Origin of the sequence: Bdellovibrio bacteriovorus, assembly GCF_002208115.1 — a bacterium.
Lineage (GTDB): Bacteria > Bdellovibrionota > Bdellovibrionia > Bdellovibrionales > Bdellovibrionaceae > Bdellovibrio > Bdellovibrio bacteriovorus_C.
This window is the reverse complement of record NZ_CP020946.1, coordinates 118,122-139,254: the sequence shown is the minus strand read 5'-3', so window position 1 is coordinate 139,254 and position 21,133 is coordinate 118,122. Positions and strand designations below refer to the sequence as shown.

Here is a 21,133-nt window from a genome sequence, read left to right as displayed (position 1 = left end):
GCACTCTATCACCCCCCTCCCAAAGAGTGAAAAAAATTTTGAAGAAGAGGACCAAAAAGGAGCAGCAGAAACGCCGGAAACTGAAACAAAAGAAGCGGGATCAGCAATATAAACGGCAACCGCGCTATCTTTCCTGAAATTTCCTCCTGACAGGCCTCCACCAGCTCCGATTCCAACTGCACCAGCACATTAAAAACGGCCTCGCCCCGCAAACCGCGCTCCAGAACCTGCAGAAGACTGCGGCGATAAAGGGAGGGCACAGCCTTCAGCGCCTCTTTCGGATCCTGTCCTTGCTGCAATAGCGCCAACCACTGGGTTACAACGGGGACAAAGTCATCGTGCGAGGTCTTTACATAAGATAAAACACCCTGACGCACCGACTGCCCGCGCTCCACCGCACGTTTAACCTCCAATAAAAGCTTTAACGGAGGTGCTACACCGTCCATTTCATCCTCCGACCCACATAAAAAATGAAAACAAGGCCCGCGATGAACACCAAACCGGAGCCAAAAAGCAGATTTCGATGCTTCTCGAAACCAAATTGCATAATTACAAAGACAAAAAGCGCGAGATAAAGAGCGGTGACAATTATCGCCTGCATCTTGATCTGCTGACTCACTTGTCCGGACCTACGTCGAAAATCTTCGAGCATTTTATAATGTCGGCGAAGGGCTTTGACCTGCTCCACACACCGGGTCTGCGACTGATCGATGGTGTGCATCTCTGACAGGAAATCCGCCAGCAGAGCGGATTTCACGGCGATGTTTGATTCCGGAAACTGCAGCGAATGTAACACTTCAAACATCTGCACACGCACCCAACCGCTTTGTGATTCAACGGCCGAAAAGAACGAAGCGCGGAAGGATTTTCCGGTTTGCAAACCCAGAATCATGCAATCAAGAAGCGGAATCAGCGCACTTCGCAGTCTTCGAATTAAGAAAAAACGCAAAATTGCCGGAAAAAACTTTAAAGTTATTAAAAGAATGCCGATGAAAAGCCAGAGCAAGGTGGGTGTCGAGGCTGCGACGGTGAGAAAGCAGATCACAACCAGGTTCATGATCGAAAAAGATCGAACCCAGTGTTGAGAGAATGCAAAATCCCGCGCCACCGATGAAAAAATTCGGTGAACGAGCGCATGTCCGAACAGCGAAATCGAAAAAACGATGAGCAAAGGGCACCTCCTTGAACCCGGTTGCTCGCAAAAAATATGCAAGGTAAATTTTTTGTTGACGTCGGTGGTCGAATTAGGAAAAACTTAAGTAAGTAAAGTTTTGTAAGTTAAGAAACAACAACAACGTTTGCATCCTAGGAGGAGCACATGGCAAAGAAAGCAGCTAAAAAAGCTACAAAAAAAGCAGTTAAAAAAACTACTAAAAAAGTAGCAAAAAAAGCTACAAAAAAAGTAGCTAAGAAAGCTACTAAAAAAGCTACTAAGAAAGCTGCGAAGTAGTCTTTCTTAGGAACTAGTTTTTAGTTCTTGAACCCCAGAGGCAACTCTGGGGTTTTTTTATGCCCAAAACCCGCCACCAGAGCGGCTTTCCGGCCGACTCCCATTTTTCAATTTCGCCAAAAAATCTCGATTAAAAACAGATCCCAAAAAACGCTCTTGCGAAAGCAAGGCGCCCCGCGATTCGCGAAGCGAGAGCCAGTAAAAAAAAGACCAACCCAAAAAGCTTGAGGTTGGTCAAAAGGGTTCAGCCGCGAGGCGGAGGGTTTTTTACGAAACGGAGGCGTGCTCCAAGCACGTCGGAGAGAAGTAAAAGGCCCGACAACGAAGTGGATGGGCCCTTTTCACCAACCGATCAGAAGTAGTAGAGGGCGCCTACGGTACCGGTCGGAACTAGCATGCCGCGTTTAATTTCGGTCATGGCCATCAGTTCTGCATAAACCGAGACACCTCGGAAGTCGCCGGAAAGCTGATTATATTGCAGGCCAAACGAAGCATTCACAAAATCTGTGCCAAATCGGCCGGTTTTTTTCTCTTCCGTGGTCAAAACACGGTCCAGAATTCCGGAATGATTCGCAGCCGACGTGCTGCCGCTGGAATTATACCAGCGGGAATAACCGGCGGTGAAATAAGGAGCCAGATAATCACCCTCGAAAGCATGTTTCCATGCCAGTTGGAAAGAGTTGTAACCATGACCCGTGCCGAATCCGGCGATGGCACCGTCAGCATCTTCCACGTTCAATTCCAAATTGAAGCCCATGGTACCCAGGGCTCCGCCCACGGACATACCGGCGCCGACTTTCAACTGCTGGCGCATGCTTAATGTCGAAGAATAAGTGTTCATCAGGCGCTCATCACGCATGCCTTGGGCATATTCAGTTTCGATAGAGCGTGCTTTGGTGTTGATGGTGTTGGAGTCTGCGCCCAGGATCACCGTGGCTGCTTGGGTTTGCAGGGCTGCAAAAAACACCACGGTGGATACCGCATGACGGATAGAAAGTTTCAACATAGAGGACCTCCCTGTGCTCGAGGAGATCTTAGAAAACGCGGGCTTTCACACCCTCTTGCTGGAAGAATTTCTTCAAAGCCGGACCATCCAGCGGTTCGAGCCTGAAAAGAAGCTTATGAACCAGCTCATAAGTCTCTTCCGCTTTCTTCGATCTCATTTTGTCTGTCAAATATGCCATGTCATCGCTGATTTTGACCGCATTATCAAGCAGTCTGGCCATTTCTTTATTCTTCGTGGTTTTATCCAGCAGAACCAGCGTTTTATTGAAGTTTGTCGTCAAAGAATTCAGTTGCTGGATCATATTAGTCACCGAACCTTCGTTTTTTTCCACAAGTTCGATGATTTTGCCGGCCAAACCGTAACCTTGAGAGATCAATTGATCCACACGCGGGGGATCTTCACCGCGAACATAGTCGCCGGAGGAAAATTCACCGGAATCCACAGAGCCTGGCGAGATTTCCAGAAACTTTTCCCCAATCACACCCGCAAGGTTGATGAAGAATTTGGAATCTTTCCGGACACTGGTCCAGGCTTTCTTGTCGACAGTGATCGTCAGGCGAAGTTTTACTTCTTCACCGGAAGGCGCTTTGTATCCCGGATCAAAAGTGATTGCCTTTACTTTGCCCACTTTGATACCCATCACACGCACAGGAGAACCTTCTTCAATCCCCCCGGCATAGTTGTACATGACATTCAGTTCTTTGGAATTGGAGAACGGGGAAATAAATCCCATGAAGTAGGCAAAGACCACAATCAGAACTACCGAGACCAGAGCCAACAGGCCCACTTTGGTTTCAACCTTCATACGTTCCCCTAGTAAAGATAACTAAAAGTATAGGACAAAATAAAATCAATCACAATGATTGCAATCGAAGACACGACCACCGTGTTTGTTGTCGCACGACCCACGCCTTCGGCACCTTGCTGACAACGGAATCCAAAGTAACAAGCCACAAGTGGAATCACGCCTCCGAAACACGCACCCTTGATCATTGCAAAAATCAGATCCTTGAAATCCACAAAACGCTGCATCGAAGTCAAAAACATCCCCGGTGTGTAACCCAGATAAAACTGACTGACCGCCATCGCCGAAAAGATGCACGCCATATTGGCGACGACTGTGATCATCATGCCACCCAGAACACAGGCCAAAAAACGCGGGACCACCAGATAATTGACCGGATCAATCCCCAGCATTTTTAGCGCATCCACCTGTTCAGTGATCTGCATGGAACCCACTTCGGAAGCGTATCCCGCACCCACGCGCGAGCTTAAAAGCAACGCCGTAACGATCGCCCCCAGTTCCCGCAGAATCAAAACAGCGGCAAAACCCGGCACCATCGAGTCATTCTGAATGACCATCTTCATATGGAAAGAGGATTCTAAGATTGTGACAATCGCGGCAAAACTCTTCATATGGAAAGAGGATTCTAAGATTGTGACAATCGCGGCAAAACACACACAAAAAACCACGATAAAAAGGCTTTTATTGCCCACAAAATGCAGCTGCTGGAAGAATTCCTTGCGACGAAACGGCGGAGTGAACACCCCGGTCAGGGTTTCAGCAATCAATGTGATCATGGTCTAAACCCCCGCACCATCGTCAGGATAATGTCCCCGATAAAGCTGGTCATCCAGTCCATCACCACAATACAAATCATCGTCGTCACGGCAGTTGCCACCACCGCGCGGCCCACACCTTTGGCTCCGCCGGTTGTGGAATAGCCCTGATAGGTGCAAATCGTCGCCAGCACCACCGCAAAAGTGCCGCATTTCACAAGGCCGCTTAAAATAGATACCGGACTGACAATCAGAGGAACATGGCGCAGGTATTCTTCATAATTCACACCGGCAAAAAGCTCACCCAGCAGCATGCCGCCAAAAACCGACATCATCAAACCCGCCGCTAGCAGGAAGAAGCTTGAAACAATGATGCCCACAAATCGCGGAACGATGATTTCCTGAATCGGATCTGCGCCCAGGCAGCGAACGGCATCAATCTGTTCAGTGACTTTCATGGTCCCCAGTTCCGCAGAAGTAAACGCCCCGACTTTCCCGCTGAGCATGAAGGCGATCAAAAGCGGGCCCACTTCCCGGAAAGTCGCACTGGTGGCCAAAGCCCCCAGATACCCCAGGGCGCCAAACTCTTTCACCTGCATCGCAAACTGCACGGTCATGATTGCGCCGACAAAGAAACCGGCCATTGCGGTGGTCGGGAAGCTGTCGACAGTGACCTTCCAAATCTGCTCAAAAATTTCGTGCGTTTTGAGTTTCTTAAACATCATCGTGCGCAGGATTTTTTGCAGAAATAACAATGTGGCCCCGACCTGGTCGAGGAACGAGGTGATCATACTCATGCCTCTAAAACCTCCGCCAGGAAGTCTTTCACCAGTGGCTGATTTGACTTTTTCAATTCTTCCGGAGTACCCAAGGCCACAATATTTCCCTTGTCCAGAACGACAATGCGATCGGCAATGGAAAGCGCACAATTCATATCGTGGCTGACCACCAGGGAAGTTGTTTTCAATTCTCGGGAAAGATCCAGAATCAACTGATTCACCGCCGTTGTCGTGACGGGATCAAGTCCGGTGGTGGGCTCATCAAAAAGCAAAATTCTTGGTTCAAGGGCCACGGTCCTGGCAAGGCTCACGCGCTTTTGCATTCCGTAAGAAATCTGGCCGGGACGTTTTTGTTCCACCCCGTGCAAATTCACCAGGCGCAGGGCCTTTGAAACCTTTGCCTGAATGACTTCTTCAGACAGTTGATAGTGACGGCGAAGCCCGAAGGCTACATTTTCGTAAATTGTCAGGGAATCAAAAAGGGCCGGATGCTGAAAGACCATGCCGCATTTTTTGCGGATAGGAAGATATTGTTCTTCAGAGAATTTAGAGACCTCTTCATCGTCGATCCAGATTTCGCCTTCATCCGGAGTCAGCAGACCCACGATGTTTTTCAAAAGAACGGATTTTCCTGTCCCAGATGTCCCCAGAATAAAGATGATCTCGCCCTCGCGGATTTTCAGATTTAATCCGTTGAGTACTGTCCTTGTACCGAATCTTTTCACGAGGTTTTTGAACTCAATCACTGACTCATGGTAGAGGCGTGTTCACACACGGTCAATCCGACATTTCTACGACTAGTGTACGATGATGTTAACAAACTAGACGTTAGCTGTGGTGAGAGGGCCGGAAAGTAATCCGCGAATGAACTGATGCACGCGTGGATCGGTGTGATTCTTTGTTTCTTCAGGTGTTCCGGTGATAAGCAGTTCCTGATCCACCACCATGCCGATTCGATCCGCCATTTGAAAAGCGCGATTCATGTCGTTGGTGATCGCAACAACCGTAGATCCTTTTTCTTTTTTCAACGTCATGATCAGATCGATGATCTTGCGCGAAGTGATCGGATCAAGGCCTGCGGTTGGGTCATCATAGAAAATGATCTCGGGATCCAAAGCCAGTGCCCGGGCGATTCCCAGGCGCTTTTGCATCCCGCCGCTGATTTCATCCGGATACAAATCGCGGGCATGAGGAATGCCGACAGCATCCAAGAAATACTCTGCTTTTTTTGTTATTTCCCAGTCCGACAACGCTGTGGTTTCGCGCAACGGAAAGCTGATATTTTGAACACAAGTCAGGGAATCAAAAAGGGCGTTTTTCTGAAACAGAATCCCGACCTTTTTAAGCAGCGGAAGACGCTCTTTATTGCTTAGCGTCGACCAGTCCTTTTGTTCAACAAATACTTTGCCATTACGGGGACTTACCAAGCCTGACATGGTCTTGAGCAAAGTTGTTTTACCCTGCCCGCTGGGTCCGACAATCACAAATGATTCGCCCGCCTGAATTTCCAGGTTGATGGACTTCAACACCACCAGGTCGTCAAAGGCCACTGTCACGTCTTTCAGGCTGATGATGCTCATTCGGTCCAGATTCTCTCTCTGGGAGCCTCTGCGCCCAGCGGTAATGGTTGTCTCTAAATACGATTTGATATTGAATGGGTCATCGAACGCAAGTTTTTATTTTCGTTGGGAATTTTAGGAGTAATTAAATGAATATTCATGAGTATCAGGCTAAAGAAGTCTTGAGAAAGTTCGGAGTGGCTACGCTGAAAGGCAAACTTGCTCACTCTCCTGAAGAGGCCGTTGCTGCGGCAAAAGAAATCGGCGGAAGCGTTTGGGTTGTTAAGGCCCAAATCCACGCTGGTGGTCGCGGTAAAGGCGGCGGTGTTAAAGTTGCCAAGTCCCTGGACGAAGTTTCTGAATACACCAAGAAAATGATCGGCATGACTTTGGTGACTCACCAAACAGGCCCTGAAGGCAAAGTTGTTCAAAAAGTCTTCATCGAACAAGGCTGCAACATCGCAAAAGAATACTACGTTGCGTGCCTGATCGACCGTGCTACGGGCAGAGCCGCTATGATGGCTTCTTCCGAAGGTGGTATGGATATCGAGGAAGTTGCTGAACACAATCCAGACGCGATCAAAAAAGTCGACATCGATCCAACTGTGGGTCTGATGCCGTTCCAGGCTCGCGAACTGGCTTTCCAAATCGGTATGGAACCAGCAATCGTGAACAAAGCGGTGAAATTCTTCGCCGGTCTTTACAACGCATTCGTTGCCACGGACTGCTCTATCGCGGAAATCAACCCATTGGTTGTGACTAAAGAAGGTGACGTTCTTTGCTTGGATGCAAAAATGAACTTCGACTCCAACTCTTTGTTCCGTCATCCAGACATCGTTGAGATGCGTGACCTGAACGAAGAAGAGCCTTCTGAAATCGAAGCTTCCAAGTTCGATCTGGCGTTCATCAAGCTTGACGGTAACATCGGCTGCCTTGTGAACGGTGCGGGTCTGGCGATGGCGACTTTGGACATCATCAAATTGCACGGTGCTGAACCTGCAAACTTCCTGGATGTTGGCGGCGGCGCCAACAAAGAGAAAGTGACTGAGGCGTTCAAAATCATCCTGAAAGACAAAAACGTAAAGGGCATCCTGGTTAACATCTTCGGTGGTATCATGAAATGTGACATCATCGCAGAAGGTGTGATCGCGGCGTCCAAAGAATTGGGCCTGAAAGTTCCATTGGTTGTTCGCCTTGAAGGTACAAACGTGGAATTGGGTAAAAAGATGTTGAAAGAATCTGGTTTGAACATCACTCCAGCCGACAACCTGACTGATGCAGCTAAAAAGATCGTTGCTGCGATTAAAGGATAAGCGAACATGGCAATTCTTATTAACAAAAACACAAAAGTAATCTGCCAAGGTTTCACTGGTGCTCAAGGGACTTTCCACTCTGAGCAGGCATTGGCATACGGAACTAAAATGGTTGGTGGTGTGACTCCGGGTAAAGGGGGCACAACTCACATCGGTCTTCCGGTGTTCAACACCGTGAAAGAAGCCAAAGCAGCCACGGGTTGCAACGCTTCCGTGATCTTCGTTCCACCTCCATTCGCTGCGGACTCCATCATGGAAGCAGTTGATGCGGATCTGGATCTTGTAATCTGTATCACTGAAGGCATTCCCGTTTTGGACATGGTGAAAGTGAAAGAATACATGAAGGGTAAACGCACTCGTTTGGTAGGTCCTAACTGCCCGGGCGTTATCACTCCAGGTGAATGCAAAATCGGTATCATGCCTGGCCACATTCATAAACCAGGCCGTATCGGCGTTCTTTCCCGCTCTGGTACATTGACTTACGAAGCTGTGGGTCAGTTGACGGCACTTGGTATCGGCCAATCCACTTGCGTGGGTATCGGTGGTGACCCGGTGAACGGCACAAACTTCATCGACGTTTTGAAATTGTTCAATGAAGATCCAGATACAGACGGCGTTATCATGATTGGTGAAATCGGTGGTACGGCTGAAGAAGAAGCTGCAGAGTACATCAAAGCTCACTTCAAAAAGCCAGTGACGGCGTTCATCGCGGGTGCTGCGGCTCCGGCTGGTAAACGTATGGGTCACGCTGGTGCAATCATCAGCGGCGGCAAAGGCACAGCTGAAGCGAAGTTCAAAGCGCTTGAAGCTGCAGGTTGCAAAATCTCCCGTTCCCCAGCGGACATGGGCACGACAATGCAATCCATGCTGAAAAAGTAGTTCTAAGTTTTTAGATTCAACTTTGAAAAACCCACGGCAGAAATGTCGTGGGTTTTTTTGTTTCCGAAGCTGACCATTTTCGATCCCTGTCTAATCCCACGACAGTCCCCCCGCCTTTAAAGCCTCCTGTTTTATTTCAAAGCTCATTTTTCATGGAACAGCTCTTGTAACAAGCTACGCGTTGATCAATTTAGGAGAGTTTATGAAACGTTCTGGTTTGGCCACTTTGATGGCCCTGTTGTCTTTGACTCACAATGCAGCCCGCGCTGAAATCATCGTCGATTTGCCTTTCCCAGGCGAATTCGAAGGCGATGTCGTCACAACACCCGCAACGCCTCCTGCCCCGCCAGCGGAAGACACCACTCAAAGCCAGACAACAGCACCGGCGGCACCGACAGCACCTGTTCAGACAGAGTTTAAAGGTGAACTTTCCATCACCTCGATGTCGCGCAAATCCGGCGGCGCCACTTATAAGATTGATCTGCAGCGCTCTGCGGTCCTGAACCGCCTGGAACTGATCGTAGAGGTCAACAAACTGAAAATCCATTCTGCATCGCTCATCACCGAGCGTGGTCAGCAGATTGCCGTGCGTGAATTCAGAGACAGCCGCGTGCTTTCCACTTGGGAATCACTGACGTCTGAAAATCTGAATCTGTCCGACCGCGTTGTTTCCCTCGAACTGGTTGCTGAATCCTATGGTGGGGCTGCGAATATCCGTCTGCGCGCCATTGGTGCGACCGAGGTTCCTCGCCTGGCACTGCAAAGTGTTGTCGAGCCTGTGGCTGCCACTCCGACGGCTCCTCCGGCACCTTCCAATCCTGTTGTTCCTGTGCGCAACGAACCTTCGGTACAAAACAGCACTCCGTCAGCCATCGCCAAGGGCGCCAAGATCGTCTACTCCGGCTCTTACGTCGGTACGATCACGCAAATTTTAGGCGGCGGAAAAGTGCGTGTGACGTTGGATGGTTACAGCGGCACTCATGATGTGGATTTGCGTGAAATCGCCACTCAAACGGCGTGTTTGGATGGACTTTGCGGTGGATACAACATTCTTTATTCTAATAGCTATAGTGGCGTAATTAAAGAAGTCTTTGCGAACAAAAAAGCCCGCGTGGTGCTGGATGGTTATTCCGGTTTGCACATTGTGAATTTGAGCGAACTTGCCAAATCCGTCGACTGCCACCAGAACTTCTGTATCAATCGCCAGGTGCTTTATAGCAATTCCTACGATGCAACTATCAAAAAACTCTTCACCAATGGCAAAGCTCAAGTGGTGCTGAGTGGCTATTCCGGCCTCCATATCGTGAATATTTCAGAGCTTGCCAATTCCATCCAGTGCCTGCGTGAGCTGTGTGCTGGCGATTCTGTGATGTACAACAACACCACGAAGGCGAAGATCCTGAAAGTTTATTCCAACAACAAGGTGCAGGTGACCATCGAAGGCTATTCCGGCACTCACATGATCAATGTGTCTGAAATCTCCCGTCCCACCCGCTGCCTTGACGGTGTTTGTGCAGGCGATTCCCTGATGTACGATCGCACAATGGAAGCCAAGGTCATCGAGGTTTACAACAACCGCCAGGCCCTGATCACAATTGAAGGTTATAATGGCACTCACACAGTGGCTATCAGCACCTTGAGCAAAAAAGTCACTTGCGCCAGCGGCATCTGTGCTGGCGATCAGTTGATGTATGATTTCACCATGAAAGCCAAGGTTCTGAAGGTCTTCAGTCATGGCCAGGCCTTGATCACGATTGAAGGTTACAACGGCACTCACACCGTGTCCCTGCAAAGTTTGACTAAGCCTGTGACTTGCTCCAAAGGCATTTGTGCTGGTGACCGCGTGACATATGATCGCAGCTACACCGGCAAAGTGATTTCCGTGTTCGGCAATGGCACTGCCCAGGTGACCCTGAACGGTTACTCAGGCACTCACAATGTCAGCCTGAACAGTCTGGTAAAAATGAGATAAGAATTCAAAAAACCCGCTGTGAAAACCGCGGGTTTTTTATTTGTCGGCAGGATAGTAGGGAATTTCAATCACGGCGCGGGCTCCGGCCGCCCCCATGATCGCACCCAGAACCTGGCGCAAGGACATGATCGTGGCACCCCGTTGACCGATCACACGGCCAATGGCTTCTTTCGGACAACTCACGACGTACTGGGTGGTTTTTTCTCCAATGACAATATCCACACCGATACCTTCAGCCTCAGGCGCCAGCATCTGCAAAGCCGATAGCAAGAACTCACGGGCTTTTTCACGAATCTCGGTAATATTGTCGGCTAATGGCGCAGCCCCGGAATCAACTCGCGATGTTGAAGAGGAACGCACTACTTTAATCACTTTAACGGACTCGGCACCCATAAAACTCCTGTTAACAATTTCATGTTAACTTAGAATTTTTCTTTCACCAGATCCTGTCCGCAGATAGTGCTCCCTTCCAGATTTGTGGAACACACCATTACAATTTTTCATAAGGCCCCATTTAAAAAGCTTTGGGGGCCTGCTCTCCCCGTCAAACGACAGAATATTATTGTCTAGTAATCTTACGACATTGTAAGCATCGGGAATGACGAAGTTCTTTTTCCTTCTGACCCTGATCTCCGCAACGGCTTTTGCCCAATCCGAACCCGACTGGACTGCAGGAGTTGCCGTCCCTCCGGGTGGGAGATCCAACATATACTCGTGGAACGATTTCGATTTCCAGACGTCTCAAAATAAGGGAAAGATCCACGCCCAAGTCTATCCGGTCACCGTCACCGGGATGTTGCCCCCTTATGAACCCGTGCGCCGCCTGATCGAGGAAAAGAACAGCAATCCTTTGCGCAAGTGGATTCAAAGCCTGATGAAGGGAATCAGCGGATTCAAAAATTTTGAAGATGTTTTAGAAAACCTCGGCCTGCACAAGTACCCGCTTGAAAACGAGCGCGGGGTTTATGCTGTTCCCTATCCAGACGAAATTCGCCCCGACACCCTGATGGGTTTTGGATTGATTGAACGAAACGGCGCCGAAGGCTTCACGTTCAGCTGTGCGGCCTGCCATTCATCGAACCTGTTTGGCAAAACTGTCCTGGGCATGACCAACCGATTCCCACGCGCGAATGAATTCTTCATCAAGGCCAAGAAAGTCATGCCTTTGATGGATCCCCACATCTTTCAGGCGTACACCCGCGCCACCGATGCGGAAACCGCCCTGCTGGTGGAATCCAAAGAGCGCCTGAAGTCCGTCGCCCTGAAGCAGCCGATTGCACTGGGCTTGGATACGTCTTTGGCGCAGGTCAGTCTGTCGCTGAATCGTCGTGCGAAAGACGGCTACGCCAACTACAGCGACAAAGCCGCAAGATCGCCGCGTGCCGATGCCTATCTTGATGACAAGCCTGCAGATTCAAAACCTGCCGTCTGGTGGAATGTAAAATACAAAAACCGCTGGCTGTCAGACGGAAGTGTTCTTAGCGGAAATCCCATTTTCACCAATTTGATCTGGAATGAAATCGGCCGCGGTGCCGACTTGCACGAACTGGAACAGTGGCTGGCGGAAAATGATCATGTGATCAAAGAGCTGACCACGGCCGTTTTTGCTTCGGAAGCCCCGCACATCACTGACTTTTATCCGGCGGAAAAAATTGATCTGGGTCGCGCCAAAGCGGGCGAACAGATCTTTAAAAACAACTGCGCCAAGTGCCACGGGAACTATGAAAAAGCCTGGAACCTGCCACATGCCCTGGTGCTGTCGCCCGCGGAGCGCCTGAAAACAGTGGAAGTCCGCTACAAAGAAAAAACCCCGGTGGTGAATGTTGGCACGGATCCCTACCGCCGTCAGGGGATGAAGTCTTTGGAACAACTGAATGACCTTGAGATCTCCAAAAAGAACGGCATCGTGATCAAAGCGCAGGAAGGCTATGTGCCACCACCACTGGTGGGCATCTGGGCCCGATGGCCGTACATGCACAACAACTCGATTCCGAATCTGTGTGTCCTGCTGACTCCGGCAAAGAAGCGTCCGTCGATTTATTACTCCGGCGAAGCGCTGAACAAAGACACCGACTATGACTTCGCCTGCGGTGGCTACCCGATAGGCGACAAAACACCGAAAGCGTGGAAGACACGCGAGCATTTGTACGACACAAGAAAAGCCGGCATGGGCAACATGGGCCACGATGAAGGCATCTTCATCAAAGATGGAAAAGAAATTCTTTCCGCCGAAGACAAATACAATCTGATTCAATTCCTGCAGACACTCTAAGAATCTCCGCGTGAGTGTTTCCTGATTTTCCTGCAAACACGGGCGCTTATTGGCGCCCGCTGTTCAATCCCTAAACACAAGCCCTCATCGGATTTACCGCGAATTTCCGGCAAATGCGTGATTTCCCGTACTGAGACACCTTGGCACTGTTGCTGCAATACTCCCCAGCCAGTAACCAAAACACATTAAACCCTTTTTAGGAGTGCCCATGAAAAAGTCCGTTATCGTTGCGTTGTTGTTGTCCGCTACTATGGCTCAAGCTACTGAGATTTCTCAGGTATACTCTGCTTCTGTGACTTCCACAGTAGACTCCATCCTGGCGATTCCATTGATGACTACAGGTGGTGTTGTAGCGACATCGGCTTCTATCTCTGGTCAGACTTTGAAACTTGTTGTTGAAGCTAAAGAAGATGCCGCAACGATGGTTGCTTCTGATGGCGCTATCCGTGGCGTCTCTTTCCAAAAAGCTGTGGAAGCAATCCGCGCTGAAAACCCAAAACTTCAGGCTTCCGATCTTGAGATCGCTGAAGGCATCTTGAAGATGTAATTCGCGCTTTATCTCCTCCTCTTCTCTGGAAAAGGGCTGCCGCAAGGTGGCCCTTTTTTATTTTCAAATCAATCACTTAGGTCCCCATAGTCTGGCACTGAATTTGTATTAACTTTCAGAGCAGGGCTTGGATTTTCCAAAGTCCGGGCAGGTTTGTCTCATTTTGAAACAAGGAGAGCCCGATGAACAAAGCAGGATTGATTGTCGCCGCGATGCTGATGGCTTCCAGCGCTCATGCTTCATTCAGTTACTCTTTGACTGAGGGACCTTCTGACAAACAGTTCAGACAAAACGCCCAGATCCTGCTAAAACAAGCAGAACAACTGCTGCCGGCTTCGATCAAATCCCAATTCAAAAAACCACTGGAAGTCCGATTTGAAAGCTTAAAAGAAAACGGCGATCACGCCTTGGGAAAACTGTCCTGGGGCAAGGTGCGCATTGATTTGAAGGCCGTGGCAGAAATCCGCCGTGGTGAAAACAACGCCACCCGCATCAACCGCACTCATAAAACCTTCTATCGTGAGATTCTGGCCACAGTGGTTCACGAAACCATTCACGCCTATGACAAACTGAATGTGCATGATGCCGATGAATCCCGCATGATCCGCATCTGCAAAGAAGAAAAAGACGATCGCCAGAACAACCAGACCAGCCCCGAGTGCCGTCCTTACGAAAACATGTATCGCAGTTATTCGCAGAATCCTTATTTCACGATGATCGCAGGTTTTGTCGACAGTGATGAATCGTGGATGAAACACCGCAGTCCTGACATCTATGAGCTGACCAGCGCCTTTGAGTCCTTCCCGGTGAACATGGAATACTTCCTGATGGACCCGGACTATGCCTGCCGTCGGCCTTCGCTGTATCACCTGTTCCGTTCCAAATTCAATCACACACCATTCCCGAACAGTCGCTGTCAGGTGCCTTTGAACTATGTGATTCCAGACTTTAAAGGCAAAGACAGCCCTCTTCGCAGTATCGATCCAAGCCGCATCTATCAGGTTCATTATCTGCTGGCGGCCGAGGGCGAAGCCATGATGAGCGGCTGGGGTCATTCCATGTTCCGTCTGGTGATGTGTGCTCCGGAAAGAAAAGAGGTCGGTCCTGACTGCCTGAAAGATCTGGATCAGCACATCGTGCTTTCTTACCGCGCCTTTGTGAACAGCATTCAAATCAACACCCTTAAAGGTCTGACCGGGGACTATCCATCCCGTCTGTTCCTGGTGCCGATGCATCAGGTGATCGAGGAATACACCAAGACCGAGCTGCGCGATCTTCGAAGTGTGCCGATGAATCTTTCCCGTGATGAAATCCGTCAGTTCGTGACCCGCACAATCGAAACACACTGGTCTTACGATGGCCGCTACTATTTCACCTCGAACAACTGCGCGGTGGAATCACTGAACCTGATGAAGGGTTCTTTGTTCCGTCCCGAGCTGATCTATCTTCAAACCAAAACCCCGATTGGTCTTGAAAAGGATCTGTTGCGTCTGAAGATTGCCGATAACCGCGTTTTTGCCAACCGCACTCAGGCCATCAACACCGGCTACCTGTTTGATTCTTACCGTGACCGTTATGAAATGAGCTTCAAGGTTCTGAAAAACACCATTGGAGTTAATCAAAAAGATTTCCGCGAGCTGCTAGCCCTGACGGCTGCCCAGCGTGGCAGTCTGTATTCCCGCATCAACAAGCTGGAAGGCAAAACCCGCCGTAAAGCTGCGGCCGCTATTGTATTGCTGGAAAACGGTGCTCACCGCTTCCTGACGGCGGCGATCAAGGCGGATCTGACCCAGCATGTGATCAGAGAAGAAAAACAAGCCGCCAAACGTGGCGAGACCACCCGCCAGAAAGAAATCGTGACCGCGCTGACTGAGATCAGCGACATGTTCTCGCAACCAGCGGCCTTCCTGAAGGGTGCGGATGGTTACGGTTTGCCAACTGAACAAGACTGGGAACAGGTTCAGCGTCTTTCCTCGCACAAACAAAGCCAGGGATCTGACATCTATGATGAAGTGCAAAAGAATGTGGAAAGCCTGATCAACTCGGCTCAGATGAAAGAAATTGAAGCTATTAAAAAGAACGTGGAATTTGCGCTTAGCTTTATGCGCTCCATTTAACCCAAGGGACAGACAGATTTGACGATGAAAAACGCCAAGCTGATACTTACATTTGCAATGATGCTGACGTCCCTGACGACGCAGGCGAACTCGTTCTTGGAAGAGCGCGAGACCTATGCCCGCGGGATCATGGTGGCCACCGACACCCGCGATCAGGCCGACTGCCAAAGAACCCGGGATCAGATCCGAACCTTTATGCCTTTGGAAGAGGATCTGTGCGCCGTTGATGAACTCAACCCCATCAGTGTTGTGGTGATGACGATTCCAATTGATGAGTGGGACTTTATGGGCGAAGTGGACAGCTCGCGCAGGGCTGAAAGATCGGCCCGGGATTCCAATGTCGGCTTCGTGCGCGGCGGACGCACAAGTCTGTTGTTCCTTCTGCCTTCAGCCCGGGAATCCAACAACATGATCCGTGTGGCCGTTCGTCGGGACGCGGCCACCGTGGCGCAAGTGCGTGTGTCGGATCTTTCGATGCTTCAGGAAATCAAACGCGGGCACACGTTTGTGCATTTCATTCTTAGAAATATTCCCCGTCATCTGAGTGATGAGGACCGCGAAGCCAGCGACCGCATCATCCGCCGCGTGCGCCTGCGCTCTTCGTCGATAGAAGGCATGGCCAAAGAAAAATCCATTCTGCAGTCGTTGAATATTGTGGATAACATCAATACGTCAATCAACGAACCGGCAAGCCCGGACCGTTTCGAGATGGGTTTCTTTTTGCCGGAAGGCCTGTGCCTGTCTTTGAAAAAGTGCCTTAACAGCGAGGATGACGACAGTTTCTTCCCGCTAAGTCTGGGTTTCTCGTTTAAGATTCGGTTCTAAAGACGATACGCCGGGTCTTTGCGATAGTGGGCGAAAGGATCATATTCGCCCACCGCCAGGCGCTTTCTTTTGTTGTACTTTTGCCATCGATCAGCCAGGGCAAAGGGGTCGTAATGAATTCCGCCGGAAAGCAGATGATCCTGCAGATTCGTCGCCACCGGCTTTTCTTGGGTGGCGCGGGTGAAATTCAGCACCGGTTTGCCAAACTCCCGCTGCTTGCGAAAATTCAATGAATGCGAATCACTCAGGAATTCAAACTTGGCCTGGAAGATGGTGCTTTCTGAACTCCACTTCAGCTCGTTAAACTGTTCTTTCAGGGCCTTTCTTACGGCGCGCACGGCATGCACTTTCAAAACGGCATCTTCAGAAAAGGCGCGCAGGGATTTTTCCAGCAGATAACCTTTTGCATCGACTTCAAACTGCAGCATCACGGTGCCGAAGTGATTATACTGGGCCAGAATAGAATCAAACATCAGCTCGCTGTCGATGCGTTTAAAGACTTCGCGGTGATAATCCCAGTTGTCGGTGTCAGCAAAAGTATTGGCGCTTTCCAGCGCATAAGTGGCGCGATCCCGGAAGTCTTTCTGGGGACCTGCAGAGTTTACGGCGACATCCTCGCGATCACTGAAGTCATAGGTTTTAAACAGGGACTTGGTGATTGCCGCTGATTTCGCGCCCTCAAGTCTCGATGCTCCGGAAGGGATCCCTTTTTTCGGGCCTGCGGAAGGCACTGGGGATTTTTCAACAACTGCAAATTCCACCGGGACAGGATCAGAACTGGTGGGCGCTTGGACAGGCACGGGTTTTCCCAACCACAGGGCTGACAAAGCCAGGGCATGAATCGCGACAGAAGTGAGGATCCATCTAGCAGAGTGCATGGAAAAAACGCTATCCCAGGATTCAGTTCGAATATAGAAGAGCTTATAACCCCATGCGGCAATTTTCCGTTGACAGCGCCCTTTCCGGCCTCTATTTAAGGGCCATCCAGGAGATCTAAGATGAAGAAATTATTGGTTTTTGCCTTGCTGGCAGCCAGTCCCGCGTTCGCCGGTCGTATTGATGAAATCCAGATCATGACCACCGAAGATGTCGAGTTCACCCTGAATCTTTGGCAGAACCGCGAAAGCTATCAGATCACCTACCAGAACTTCACCACCCCGTCCGAAGGTCACGATCTGGCCGTTCAGACAAAACTGGTTGTGAACACCGCAAACCAAGGAAACCAAGAGTGGACATGTGTCACTCAATTCGTTAAAACTCCTAGGTTCTTTGAGATTACTAAAACAGTTTGTCATTAATAAACAAGGAGACACCATGTCTATCGAACAAACATTCTCTATCATCAAACCAAATGCCATGAAGAAAAACGCTATCGGCGATATCGTGAGCATGTTTGAAGCTAACGGCTTGAAAATCGCTGCTGCGAAAATCACCGTTCTTACAACTGCAAAAGCTGAAGAGTTCTACGCTGAACACAAAGCACGCCCATTCTTCGGTGAGCTTGTGTCCTTCATGACTTCCGGTCCGGTTATGTTGATGTGTCTTCAAGGTGAAGGCGCAGTTTTGAAAAACCGCGAAATCATGGGCGCTACTGACCCTAAAAAAGCCAACCCAGGCACAGTTCGCGCGAAATTCGGCGACAACGTGGGTGAAAACGCTGTTCACGGTTCTGACTCTCCAGAGTCTGCAGCTCGTGAATTGGCTTTGTTCTTCGAAAAACACGAAATCTGCAACGTTTAATCGTTCACAGATTCAAATTTGAAATTAGCGATATAAAATGTCTGCGAAATCAAACCAAAGGGGAGCGAAAGCTCCCCTTCTTGGTTCAAAGATCAAATTGAATATTGAAAAACTCGCCATTGGCGGTGCTGGAGTCGCTCGACACGAGGGCATGGTTGTCTTCGTTCCTCAAGCAGCGCCCAATGAAGAAATCCTGGCGGAAATCACTCTGGTAAAAAAGAACTTCATGGAAGCCCGCGTGGTCGAAGTTCTGTCCGCCAGCCCTCATCGTCGCGAACCACCGTGCCCGGTGGCGCACACTTGCGGCGGCTGCAACTGGCAGCACATCACCGAGGAAGAACAGCGCCGCCAAAAACACACTCTGGTTCTGGAAACGATCAAGAAGTTCAACCGCGATCTGGAATTCAACTATCTGCCGATCCAGCCCAGTCCACGTGTGCTGCGCTATCGCAACCGCATTCAGCCGAAGTTCAAAAACGGCCGCTTCGGCTTCTTTGCGCGCAATTCCCACCAAATCGTGGAAACGATGGACTGCCTGATCACGGAAGAAACCCTGACCGACAAGTTTGCCGAGGTGAAAGCCTGGGCCGAAAAGAAAAATGCGAAAGATCTTCAGCGTCTTGAGATGTACATCGCTGAAGAAGGCGATGTGCGCTACGGCCTGATCACGGACGAGGATGACGGCATCGGTTTTTCTCAAGTGAATCGCTTTCAGAACGAAGACCTGCTGCGCACGGCTTTGGACTGGGCGGGCGACGGTCCGTACAAAAAAGTTTATGACCTGTATGCGGGTGCCGGAAACTTCACCTTCCCCCTTGCCGCGAAATACGCCAGTTCAGAAATCATCGGTGTCGAGCTGAATCCGAAGCTCGTGGAGCGCGCCCGCTCCAAAATCACCGATAAACGCATGACCTACTTCATGTCGGACGTGGAAACCTACATGCGCCGGGCCAGCATCGGGAAAGATGATCTGGTGGTCCTGGATCCGCCGCGGGCCGGAGCCAGTGAATACACCATGCAGACCCTCGCCGCCGCCCAGCCGCGCAAGATCATTTACATCAGCTGCCATCCGGTGTCTTTGGCTCGGGATCTTAACTGGTTCTTTGCTCAGACGCAGAAAATGGGCATCAAGTACAAGCTCGACCGGGTGCAGACTTTCGAGATGTTCCCGCAGACGGATCATGTGGAAACTATTGCGGAACTCAGGGTTGACTCTTAGTCCTCTAATGATACCTTTTTAGCATGCGTAAATGGATTCTCGCTCTGTGCGCCCTGACCATGCTGGGTTGTGCCAGCCGATCAGCACAGGAAAAACAAAAAGCTGAACTTCACCTTCGTTTGGGTGCTGCACACATTGAAAGCGGCAACTATCCCTACGCTTTGCAGGAACTGCTGAAAGCTCAGGAGCTGGATCCGAAAAATCCCGTCATTCAAAACAACCTGGGTCAGGTGTATTTCTATCGCGATCGCTTTGATCTGGCCGAGAAACATCTTCGTCAGGCACTGGAATTTGAGCCGCGCTATTCCGACGCCCGCAACAATCTGGGCCGCGTGCTGATTGAAGAAGGCCGCTACGCCGACGCAGAAAAAGAAATTCGCACGGTGATCAATGATCTGACCTACGGAAATCCGGAAAAAGCCTACATCAATCTGGGACTGGTGAAATTCAATCAAAAAGAGTACGGCGCTGCCCGCACCGCTTTTGGCAAAGTCATGGACACACAAACGGACGACTGCGTTGCCAACACTTATTACGGCCGTACATTCTTTGAGGAAAAGGACTATGGTCGTGCTGCCGAAGCTTTGGATCGCGCCATCGGGTTCTGTCAGAAGATTCTGTTCGATGAGCCCCACTACTACAGTGCACTTTCCTACTATCGTCTGGGCGAAAAATCCAAATCTGTCGCCCGCTTTGAAGAGTTGATAAAATATTATCCCACCGGTAAGTACCGCGACAAAGCCAAGGGAATGCTCAGTTTGATTCGAAAGGGACATTAATGAAAAAGACCGGAGAAATTCTAAAGAAAGCCCGCGAGGAAAAAGGCCTCTCCCTGCACGAAATTGGTCTTTCTTTGAAAATCAGCAGCAAGGTTCTGAAAGCCATTGAAGAGGGCGACGAAACCCAATTGCCGGCAAAGACCTTCCTGCGCGGCTTTGTACAGAGTTATGCCAACTTCCTGCACTTGAACTCCGATCAGGTCCTTGAAGTCTTCTACGAGGAAATGGGTTCCACAAAACCAAAGCCTTACATTCGCCAGACTGACGAACCCAAAGCGGCGGCCCCGGCCGAACCCGAGGCAAAACCGGCAACAGCCTCAACCGAAGTGACTGCCGAAACGACAGCGGCTCCGGAAGCCACGGTCACTCCGATTCGCAAGACTCCGCCACCAACCAGCTCCAATCACGGAATGCAGTCCCTGAAAGAAAACAAGAACACCAAAACCTATATCATTCTGGGTCTGGGTGTTGTTCTGGTCGGCTTGATTCTGTTTACAAAAAAAATGATCGACAAGTATTCCAAGGAAGCCGAAGTTCCAAGCGCCGAAGTGGCACAAACCATGGAAGGCGCAACTCCGGTGGTGGTCGACACCTCCATTGATGGCGGCACTTTGACGGAAGTGGAACCAAACACCACTCCCGGTCCGTTGGGCAACCTGACGACGGCACCAACGCCTGCGGCACCGGTGTCCTCCACAGCAACCCCTGCAGCGTCTCCGACTCCGGCAGTGTCCACGCCGGCGACCCCGGCGGCTTCCCCGACCGCAACGCCGAAGCCGACGACAACTCCAAGTCCTGCTCCAACAGTCACTCCGTCGCCGACGCCAGTGGCTTCGCCGTCTCCAAGCCCGACACCCACTCCGACTCCGAAACCTGAGGCTGGAAAGCCTGTTGAGCTGATCGTTGAGGCACTGGATTCTGTGGAGATCGAGTACTCCGCTCCAAACGGCAAACCACAAAAGATCCGTCTTTCTGCAGAGCAGGTTCACACCTTTAAAAGCAAAAGCGGTCTGAAGATCAATTTCTCCAACGGTGGCGCTGTGAATCTGATTTTGAATGGAAAAGAAATCGGCATTCCGGGTGATCTTGGTAAACCAATCCGTCTGAGCTACTAAT

General features: G+C 50.2%; 23 protein-coding genes. 13 read left to right on the top strand and 10 right to left on the bottom strand.

Annotated elements, in window-relative coordinates; all coding sequences use genetic code 11:
* Positions 1–8 precede the first annotated feature (8 nt).
* Both B9G79_RS00670 and B9G79_RS18115 read right to left on the bottom strand, forming a co-directional pair.
* A complete protein-coding gene (locus tag B9G79_RS00670; protein WP_088563840.1) occupies positions 9–446 on the bottom strand; it encodes a hypothetical protein in 438 nt (145 codons plus the stop codon).
* Complete coding sequence (locus tag B9G79_RS18115) at positions 434–1,171, bottom strand: hypothetical protein (RefSeq protein WP_157678688.1); 738 nt, start codon at positions 1,169–1,171, stop codon at positions 434–436. The genes B9G79_RS00670 and B9G79_RS18115 overlap by 13 nt, the downstream gene beginning before the upstream one ends.
* 147 nt (positions 1,172–1,318) lie before the next feature.
* Here B9G79_RS18115 and B9G79_RS18455 point away from each other — a divergent pair, with 147 nt between their 5' ends.
* A complete protein-coding gene (locus B9G79_RS18455; RefSeq protein WP_011166103.1) occupies positions 1,319–1,450 on the top strand; it encodes a hypothetical protein in 132 nt (43 codons plus the stop codon).
* Between the two features lie 352 nt (positions 1,451–1,802).
* Here B9G79_RS18455 and B9G79_RS00650 read toward each other — a convergent pair whose 3' ends face one another.
* The 6 genes from B9G79_RS00650 to B9G79_RS00625 all read right to left on the bottom strand — a co-directional run bounded on the left by B9G79_RS00650 (position 1,803) and on the right by B9G79_RS00625 (position 6,375).
* Entirely contained in the window at positions 1,803–2,456 is a 654-nt protein-coding gene (locus B9G79_RS00650; protein WP_088563838.1) for a hypothetical protein, read from the bottom strand.
* A gap of 28 nt (positions 2,457–2,484) precedes the next feature.
* Entirely contained in the window at positions 2,485–3,261 is a 777-nt protein-coding gene (locus B9G79_RS00645) for an MlaD family protein (RefSeq protein ID WP_011166106.1), read from the bottom strand.
* A gap of 8 nt (positions 3,262–3,269) precedes the next feature.
* A complete protein-coding gene (locus B9G79_RS00640) occupies positions 3,270–4,037 on the bottom strand; it encodes an MlaE family ABC transporter permease (RefSeq protein ID WP_088563837.1) in 768 nt (255 codons plus the stop codon).
* On the bottom strand, positions 4,034–4,813 hold the full coding sequence (locus tag B9G79_RS00635) for an MlaE family ABC transporter permease (RefSeq protein WP_088563836.1): 780 nt from the start codon (positions 4,811–4,813) through the stop codon (positions 4,034–4,036). The genes B9G79_RS00640 and B9G79_RS00635 overlap by 4 nt, the downstream gene beginning before the upstream one ends.
* Positions 4,810–5,541, bottom strand: coding sequence for an ABC transporter ATP-binding protein (locus B9G79_RS00630; RefSeq protein ID WP_088563835.1), 732 nt, complete (start codon positions 5,539–5,541; stop codon positions 4,810–4,812). The genes B9G79_RS00635 and B9G79_RS00630 overlap by 4 nt, the downstream gene beginning before the upstream one ends.
* A gap of 75 nt (positions 5,542–5,616) precedes the next feature.
* On the bottom strand, positions 5,617–6,375 hold the full coding sequence (locus tag B9G79_RS00625; RefSeq protein ID WP_088563834.1) for an ABC transporter ATP-binding protein: 759 nt from the start codon (positions 6,373–6,375) through the stop codon (positions 5,617–5,619).
* A gap of 128 nt (positions 6,376–6,503) precedes the next feature.
* Between B9G79_RS00625 and sucC the strand changes: the two genes are divergently transcribed.
* The 3 genes from sucC to B9G79_RS00610 all read left to right on the top strand — a co-directional run bounded on the left by sucC (position 6,504) and on the right by B9G79_RS00610 (position 10,518).
* On the top strand, positions 6,504–7,667 hold the full coding sequence (sucC, locus tag B9G79_RS00620) for an ADP-forming succinate--CoA ligase subunit beta (protein WP_015092760.1): 1,164 nt from the start codon (positions 6,504–6,506) through the stop codon (positions 7,665–7,667).
* A 6-nt stretch (positions 7,668–7,673) separates the two neighbouring features.
* The gene (sucD, locus tag B9G79_RS00615; protein WP_011166112.1) at positions 7,674–8,546 is read left to right on the top strand and encodes a succinate--CoA ligase subunit alpha; all 873 of its coding nucleotides are present in this window, start codon (positions 7,674–7,676) and stop codon (positions 8,544–8,546) included.
* 202 nt (positions 8,547–8,748) lie between these two features.
* Positions 8,749–10,518, top strand: coding sequence for a beta-sandwich domain-containing protein (locus tag B9G79_RS00610; protein WP_088563833.1), 1,770 nt, complete (start codon positions 8,749–8,751; stop codon positions 10,516–10,518).
* Positions 10,519–10,554: 36 nt separating this feature from the next.
* Here B9G79_RS00610 and B9G79_RS00605 read toward each other — a convergent pair whose 3' ends face one another.
* Positions 10,555–10,911 (bottom strand): KH domain-containing protein, encoded by a 357-nt coding sequence (locus B9G79_RS00605; protein ID WP_088563832.1) that lies wholly within the window; start codon positions 10,909–10,911, stop codon positions 10,555–10,557.
* A gap of 205 nt (positions 10,912–11,116) precedes the next feature.
* On the opposite strand from B9G79_RS00605, the gene B9G79_RS00600 reads away from it, so the two are divergent.
* The 4 genes from B9G79_RS00600 (at position 11,117) to B9G79_RS00585 (ending at position 16,279) form a co-directional block, all read left to right on the top strand.
* Positions 11,117–12,790, top strand: a complete 1,674-nt coding sequence (locus B9G79_RS00600; RefSeq protein WP_088563831.1) for a cytochrome c — start codon at positions 11,117–11,119, stop codon at positions 12,788–12,790.
* Between the two features lie 208 nt (positions 12,791–12,998).
* Positions 12,999–13,337 carry a DUF2388 domain-containing protein gene (locus B9G79_RS00595; RefSeq protein WP_088563830.1) on the top strand — a complete coding sequence of 113 codons (339 nt, stop codon included), beginning with the start codon at positions 12,999–13,001 and terminating at the stop codon, positions 13,335–13,337.
* A 182-nt stretch (positions 13,338–13,519) separates the two neighbouring features.
* A complete protein-coding gene (locus B9G79_RS00590; RefSeq protein WP_088563829.1) occupies positions 13,520–15,454 on the top strand; it encodes a DUF7844 domain-containing protein in 1,935 nt (644 codons plus the stop codon).
* A gap of 24 nt (positions 15,455–15,478) precedes the next feature.
* Positions 15,479–16,279: a hypothetical protein gene (locus B9G79_RS00585; RefSeq protein ID WP_232468937.1), complete on the top strand. Its 801-nt coding sequence runs from the start codon at positions 15,479–15,481 to the stop codon at positions 16,277–16,279.
* On the opposite strand, the gene B9G79_RS00580 is transcribed toward B9G79_RS00585, so the two are convergent.
* Entirely contained in the window at positions 16,276–17,157 is an 882-nt protein-coding gene (locus tag B9G79_RS00580; protein ID WP_088563828.1) for a hypothetical protein, read from the bottom strand. The genes B9G79_RS00585 and B9G79_RS00580 overlap by 4 nt on opposite strands.
* A 120-nt stretch (positions 17,158–17,277) precedes the next feature.
* On the opposite strand from B9G79_RS00580, the gene B9G79_RS00575 reads away from it, so the two are divergent.
* From B9G79_RS00575 to B9G79_RS00555, 5 genes are all read left to right on the top strand, one after another.
* Positions 17,278–17,577 carry a hypothetical protein gene (locus B9G79_RS00575; protein WP_038450351.1) on the top strand — a complete coding sequence of 100 codons (300 nt, stop codon included), beginning with the start codon at positions 17,278–17,280 and terminating at the stop codon, positions 17,575–17,577.
* A gap of 16 nt (positions 17,578–17,593) precedes the next feature.
* Positions 17,594–18,019: a nucleoside-diphosphate kinase gene (gene ndk, locus B9G79_RS00570; protein WP_011166128.1), complete on the top strand. Its 426-nt coding sequence runs from the start codon at positions 17,594–17,596 to the stop codon at positions 18,017–18,019.
* 97 nt (positions 18,020–18,116) lie between these two features.
* Entirely contained in the window at positions 18,117–19,238 is a 1,122-nt protein-coding gene (locus B9G79_RS00565; RefSeq protein WP_232468935.1) for a class I SAM-dependent RNA methyltransferase, read from the top strand.
* 23 nt (positions 19,239–19,261) lie between these two features.
* On the top strand, positions 19,262–20,017 hold the full coding sequence (locus tag B9G79_RS00560; protein ID WP_088563826.1) for a tetratricopeptide repeat protein: 756 nt from the start codon (positions 19,262–19,264) through the stop codon (positions 20,015–20,017).
* Positions 20,017–21,132 carry a helix-turn-helix domain-containing protein gene (locus B9G79_RS00555; protein ID WP_088563825.1) on the top strand — a complete coding sequence of 372 codons (1,116 nt, stop codon included), beginning with the start codon at positions 20,017–20,019 and terminating at the stop codon, positions 21,130–21,132. Before B9G79_RS00560 ends, B9G79_RS00555 begins: the two co-directional genes overlap by 1 nt.
* Position 21,133: the final 1 nt, after the last annotated feature.

Bases quoted from the DNA above. Each gene is read 5' to 3' on its own strand.
- B9G79_RS00670 (WP_088563840.1), bottom strand. From the start codon at position 446: ATGGACGGTGTAGCACCTCCGTTAAAGCTTTTATTGGAGGTTAAACGT.
- B9G79_RS18455 (WP_011166103.1), top strand. From the start codon at position 1,319: ATGGCAAAGAAAGCAGCTAAAAAAGCTACAAAAAAAGCAGTTAAAAAA.
- B9G79_RS00650 (WP_088563838.1), bottom strand. From the start codon at position 2,456: ATGTTGAAACTTTCTATCCGTCATGCGGTATCCACCGTGGTGTTTTTT.
- B9G79_RS00645 (WP_011166106.1), bottom strand. From the start codon at position 3,261: ATGAAGGTTGAAACCAAAGTGGGCCTGTTGGCTCTGGTCTCGGTAGTT.
- B9G79_RS00640 (WP_088563837.1), bottom strand. From the start codon at position 4,037: ATGATCACATTGATTGCTGAAACCCTGACCGGGGTGTTCACTCCGCCG.
- B9G79_RS00635 (WP_088563836.1), bottom strand. From the start codon at position 4,813: ATGAGTATGATCACCTCGTTCCTCGACCAGGTCGGGGCCACATTGTTA.
- B9G79_RS00625 (WP_088563834.1), bottom strand. From the start codon at position 6,375: ATGAGCATCATCAGCCTGAAAGACGTGACAGTGGCCTTTGACGACCTG.
- sucC (WP_015092760.1), top strand. From the start codon at position 6,504: ATGAATATTCATGAGTATCAGGCTAAAGAAGTCTTGAGAAAGTTCGGA.
- sucD (WP_011166112.1), top strand. From the start codon at position 7,674: ATGGCAATTCTTATTAACAAAAACACAAAAGTAATCTGCCAAGGTTTC.
- B9G79_RS00610 (WP_088563833.1), top strand. From the start codon at position 8,749: ATGAAACGTTCTGGTTTGGCCACTTTGATGGCCCTGTTGTCTTTGACT.
- B9G79_RS00605 (WP_088563832.1), bottom strand. From the start codon at position 10,911: ATGGGTGCCGAGTCCGTTAAAGTGATTAAAGTAGTGCGTTCCTCTTCA.
- B9G79_RS00600 (WP_088563831.1), top strand. From the start codon at position 11,117: ATGACGAAGTTCTTTTTCCTTCTGACCCTGATCTCCGCAACGGCTTTT.
- B9G79_RS00595 (WP_088563830.1), top strand. From the start codon at position 12,999: ATGAAAAAGTCCGTTATCGTTGCGTTGTTGTTGTCCGCTACTATGGCT.
- B9G79_RS00590 (WP_088563829.1), top strand. From the start codon at position 13,520: ATGAACAAAGCAGGATTGATTGTCGCCGCGATGCTGATGGCTTCCAGC.
- B9G79_RS00585 (WP_232468937.1), top strand. From the start codon at position 15,479: ATGAAAAACGCCAAGCTGATACTTACATTTGCAATGATGCTGACGTCC.
- B9G79_RS00580 (WP_088563828.1), bottom strand. From the start codon at position 17,157: ATGCACTCTGCTAGATGGATCCTCACTTCTGTCGCGATTCATGCCCTG.
- B9G79_RS00575 (WP_038450351.1), top strand. From the start codon at position 17,278: ATGAAGAAATTATTGGTTTTTGCCTTGCTGGCAGCCAGTCCCGCGTTC.
- ndk (WP_011166128.1), top strand. From the start codon at position 17,594: ATGTCTATCGAACAAACATTCTCTATCATCAAACCAAATGCCATGAAG.
- B9G79_RS00560 (WP_088563826.1), top strand. From the start codon at position 19,262: ATGCGTAAATGGATTCTCGCTCTGTGCGCCCTGACCATGCTGGGTTGT.
- B9G79_RS00555 (WP_088563825.1), top strand. From the start codon at position 20,017: ATGAAAAAGACCGGAGAAATTCTAAAGAAAGCCCGCGAGGAAAAAGGC.